This is a genomic window from Mycobacterium sp. TH-M116, assembly GCF_057473685.1.
On the sequence record NZ_JBYCLC010000243.1, the window covers coordinates 1 to 4,598 of the forward strand.

Sequence of the window (4,598 nt, forward strand, 5' to 3'; positions counted from 1 at the left end):
GTGCCGCGGGCGCGGCCTTCTTGGCGCCGGGCCGCTTGGCGCCGCCGGCGATGCCCAGGCCCTTGGCGGGGGCGGCCTTGGCGGGGGCGGCCTTGGCGGGCTCCTCGGCTGTCACCGGCGCCTCCGCGGGTGCGGCAGGCGCGGCGGCGGCCTCGGCCTTGGGTACGGGCTTCGGCTTGGGCTTGGGTTCGGCCTTCTCCGCGGCTTCGGCGGCCGCGCCCTTCGCCGGCAGCGTGGCCTTGTCGTACTCGAGCGACGCGAGCAGGATCTGCGCGACGTCCATCACCTCGACGCCCTCGCGGCCGGCCTCCTCCTGCCGGTCGTTGACGCCGTCGGTGACCATCACCCGGCAGAACGGGCAGGCGGTGGCGACGGTCGCGGCCCCGGTGGCCAGGGCCTCGTCGACGCGTTCGTGGTTGATCCGCTTGCCGATGTGCTCTTCCATCCACATCCGCGCGCCGCCCGCGCCGCAGCAGAAGCTGCGCTCGGCGTGCCGCGGCATCTCGGTGAGCGTGGCCCCGGCGGCCCCGATCAGCTCGCGCGGGGCCTCGTACACCTTGTTGTGCCGACCCAGATAGCAGGGGTCGTGGTAGGTGATGTCCTGGGACACCGGGCTGACCGGGACCAGCTTCTTGTCGCGGATGAGCCGGTTGAGCAGCTGGGTGTGGTGCAGCACCGAGTAGTTGGCGCCGAGTTGGCGGTACTCGCGGCCCAGGGTGTTGAAGCAGTGCGGGCAGGTGACGACGATCTTGCGGTCGACGGTCTCAACCCCCTCGAACACCCCGTCCAAGGTCTCGACGGCCTGCTGGGCGAGCTGCTGGAACAGGAACTCGTTGCCCGAGCGGCGCGCGGAGTCGCCGTTGCAGGACTCTCCGGCGCCCAGCACCAGGTACTTCACCCCGGCGACCGCGAGCAGTTCGGCGACGGCCTTGGTGGTCTTCTTGGCCCTGTCGTCGTAGGCGCCGGCGCAGCCCACCCAGAACAGGTACTCGTAGCCGTCGAAGCTCTCCACGTCCTGGCCGTAGACGGGAACATCGAAGTCGACCTCGTCGATCCAGTTGGTGCGGTCCGACGCGTTCTGCCCCCACGGGTTGCCCTTGTTCTCCAGGTTCTTGAAGAGCATCGACAGCTCGGAGGGAAACTCCGACTCCATCATCACCTGGTAGCGGCGCATATCAATGATGTGATCGACGTGCTCGATGTCGACCGGGCACTGCTCGACACAGGCCCCGCAGCTCACGCAGGACCACAGCACGTCGGGATCGATCACGCCACCCTGCTCGGCGGTGCCGACCAGCGGACGTGCCGCCTGCTCGGGGCCGTGGCCGGGTACCCGGCCGAACCCGGACTCGGGCACATGGTGGCCCTGTTCGTGAGTCGATTCGAGGTCGAGTCCCTCGAGCGGCTGCGCCTGCTTCTCGCCCAGGATGTAGGGCGCCTTGGCCATCCAGTGGTCGCGCAAATCCATGATGACGAGCTTGGGCGACAGCGGCTTGCCGGTGTTCCAGGCTGGGCACTGCGACTGGCAACGGCCGCATTCGGTGCAGGTCGCGAAGTCCAGCATCGCCTTCCAGCTGAAGTCCTCGATCTTGCCGCGGCCGAACCGTGCGTCGTCGGGCGGGTTCTCGAAGTCGATCGGCCTGCCGTCGGCCTCGATCGGCAGCAGCGGGCCCAGCCCGTCGGGCAACCGCTTGAAGATCACGTTGATCGGCGCCGTGAAAATATGCAGGTGCTTGGAGTGCAACACGATGACCAGGAAAGCCAGCATGACCGCGATGTGCGCCAGCAGCGCCGCCGTCTCGATGATCTCGTTGGCCGGTTGGCCGAGCGGACGCAGGATCGCGCCGGACAGCTGCGACAGGAACGCGCCCTTGTCGTAGGGCAGGGTGCCGTTGTTCACCGCCGACCCGCGGACCAGCACGTAGGTCCAGATGACGTTGAAGATCATGAACAGGACCAGCCACGCCCCGCCATTGTGCGAGCCGTAGAACCGTGAGCTGCGCCCGATTTCGCGTGGGTTGCGGACGGTGCGGATGATCGCGAAGGTCGTGATGCCGAGGAAGACGGCGGTGGCGAAAAAGTCCTGCAGGAAGCCCAGCGCGTCCCAGCGCCCGATGATCGGGATGTGGAAGTTGGCCTGGAACAGGAATCCGTAGGCCTCGATGTAGACCGTGAGCAGGATGAAAAATCCCCACATGGTGAAAAAGTGCGCCAGGCCGGGGATCGACCATTTCAGCAGGCGGCGCTGCCCGAAGACCTCGGAGATCTCCGTCCAGACCCGTCGGCCGGGGTCGTCGGTGTGCCCGGGGGCCGGCTGTCCGGAGGTGGTGAGCTTGAACAGCCACCAGACCCGCCGGGCGGCCAGTGCGAACACGACCAGGGTCATGCCCATGCCCACTGTCAGTCTGATGAGCATCTGCGTGGTCACAGAAGGTCTCCCCAATGCATCGTTGATTCAGCCTGCTCGATTTGCCTGCTTAGCCCTGCTCATAGTGGCATCCCCGGGGCTTTCGACGCGAGAAAGGGTGCCCTAACTTTGCCTCCACCGGTGCCCCTGGCCTGCGGTTGCGGCCGTCCCGGGGCGGATTCGCCGGAACGCGGCGGTCACTGTCCGTCGATGGCGGCGGCGTTGGCGCCAGACGTCGGCTCGAGGCTGGGCGTCGCCTGATCACTCGTGGGCGCGGGCGGTGTCGTCGTGATCGCCTGCTCCGTCGTGCTCGGCGCGGTCGCCGTGGTGCCGGTGGTCGTGGGGGCTTGGGTCGCGGTCGTGGTTGCTGTGGTTACCGGTGCCGACGTGGTGGTGGTCGGTGCCGTGGTGGTCGGCGCGCTGGTGCTCGGTGCCGTGGTGGTGGTCGGCGCGCTGGTGCTCGGTGCGGCAGCGGTGGTGGTGGTCGGCGCGGTGGACGGGGACGGCGGCGGGATGACCGACACGGTGGGGCTGTTGTTCGGCCCGGTCACGGTCACGGTCTGCGGCGTCGGCGTCGGCGTCGGCGGGCCTGGCCGACCCGGTTTGTCGCGGCCCAGTGTGAGCGCGAGCAGCACGGCGAGCAGGACGGCGGCTCCCGCTCCCGCCAGGCTCAACACCAGCGCGGTGCGCTTGTACCACGGCAGCGGCGCATCCTGGCCGGCGTCGTCGGCCCGGGGCTCGCGCCCGTAGCCGCCGGTGTACTCGGGACCGGTGTAGGGGACCACGTCTTCCTCGTTGTCCTCCTCGTCGGCGTCTTGGGACCAGGCCACCGGTTGGTAGCCGTCCGGGTTGCCGGCGACAGCCCCCGCGGCTCGGGTCATGTCATCGGGCGCCGCGCCGACCATCTCGGTGGGGTTCTCGACGACCGGGCCGGCCGCGGTCGGGACTGCCGCCGGCGCCCGCTGCTCGCCGAGCAGCGCCGCGCCGATCGCGGCGCTGTATCCGGGCTTCGGTGCGACCAGGACCGGCAACCCCAGCCGCCCCGACAGCCGCGTCGTGATCAACGGAATCTCGGCGCCGCCCCCGACGACCGCCACGGCGGCCACCCGGGACCGGGTAATCCCGTTGCGTTGCAACGCTTCTGCGACGGTGTCGAGGAAACTGTCCAGCGGTTCGGAGATGAGCTGCTCGAGGTCGGCACGGGTCAGCCGGGCCTGGTCGCCGGATGCCGCGGGGACTCCGGGGACGGTGGCCGCGGCGGCCGTCGACAGTTGTTCCTTGGCATACCGGCACTGGCCGAGCAGTCGGGTCAGCGATCCCATCGCCATCGTCGCGTCGCCCTCGGGTGCGGCCCTCCGCACCTGACCGAGGATGAGCCGGTCGATCCCGTCGCCGGAGAAGTCGGTGTAGTGCAGCGACGGCGCGAGCTGCCGGAAGTCCGATCCCGCATCGCTGAGCGTGACGCTGGTGCCGCCGGCGCCGAAGTCGCAGACGACCACGACCCCGGCGGTCGGCAGCCCAGGCCCGACCCGCAGGGCCGCGAGCGCCGTCGTGGCGTCGGAGAGCAGCAGCGGGGGCACGCCGCGGGACGCCAGGTCGGGCTGGGCGAAGAACTCCTCGCGCAGCGCGGTGACCTGGGCCTGCGACCAGTACGCCGGCACCGCGACCGTGATCGGGGTTCCCGAGCCGACCGTGCGGGCCATCGCCTCGATCGCCTCGACGGTCAACACCTCGCCGAGGTATTTCGTCCCGTCGGCCGCCACCAGCGGAGCCGGGTCGCCGACCCGTTCGACGAAGCCCCGCAGCACCAGCCCGGGCTCGGTGAGGTTCGGGTTCTCCTGCGGCACGCCGACCTCGGTTGCCCGGCGCTCGTAGAGCGTCACCACGGCGCTGCGGCGCACCGGAGCCCCGCCCGGGTGGGCTGCGACCAGGTTGGCCACCCCGATCGACAACCCCAGCGACTCGCTCATCTGGCACCCCTGCGTCCGTTGTCAGCCGCCCGCCGCGGATTGCAGCGAGTCTAAGGGTGTGGGCGATTCCATGGCCGCGGTGACGCGGCGGTGTGCCTCAGGGCAGGCCGGGCGGCAGCGTGATCACCGTCGGCACCTCCGGGATGGTGATCACCGACGGCAGGTGCGGCAGGTGATGGTGTCGCGGCGGGGCGCTCTGGCGCGTCGGCTGCGGGGCGGGA

The 4,598-nt window shown here is 70.2% G+C and carries 2 protein-coding genes; both read right to left on the bottom strand.

The features are described from left to right. Positions 1-2,428 (bottom strand): (Fe-S)-binding protein (locus AC2VOK_RS12085; protein WP_428900679.1); only part of this gene is annotated, 2,428 nt, incomplete at its 3' end. A 176-nt stretch (positions 2,429-2,604) separates the two neighbouring features. Next, on the bottom strand, positions 2,605-4,377 hold the full coding sequence (locus tag AC2VOK_RS12090; RefSeq protein WP_428900680.1) for an Hsp70 family protein: 1,773 nt from the start codon (positions 4,375-4,377) through the stop codon (positions 2,605-2,607). Between the last annotated feature and the right edge of the window lie 221 nt (positions 4,378-4,598).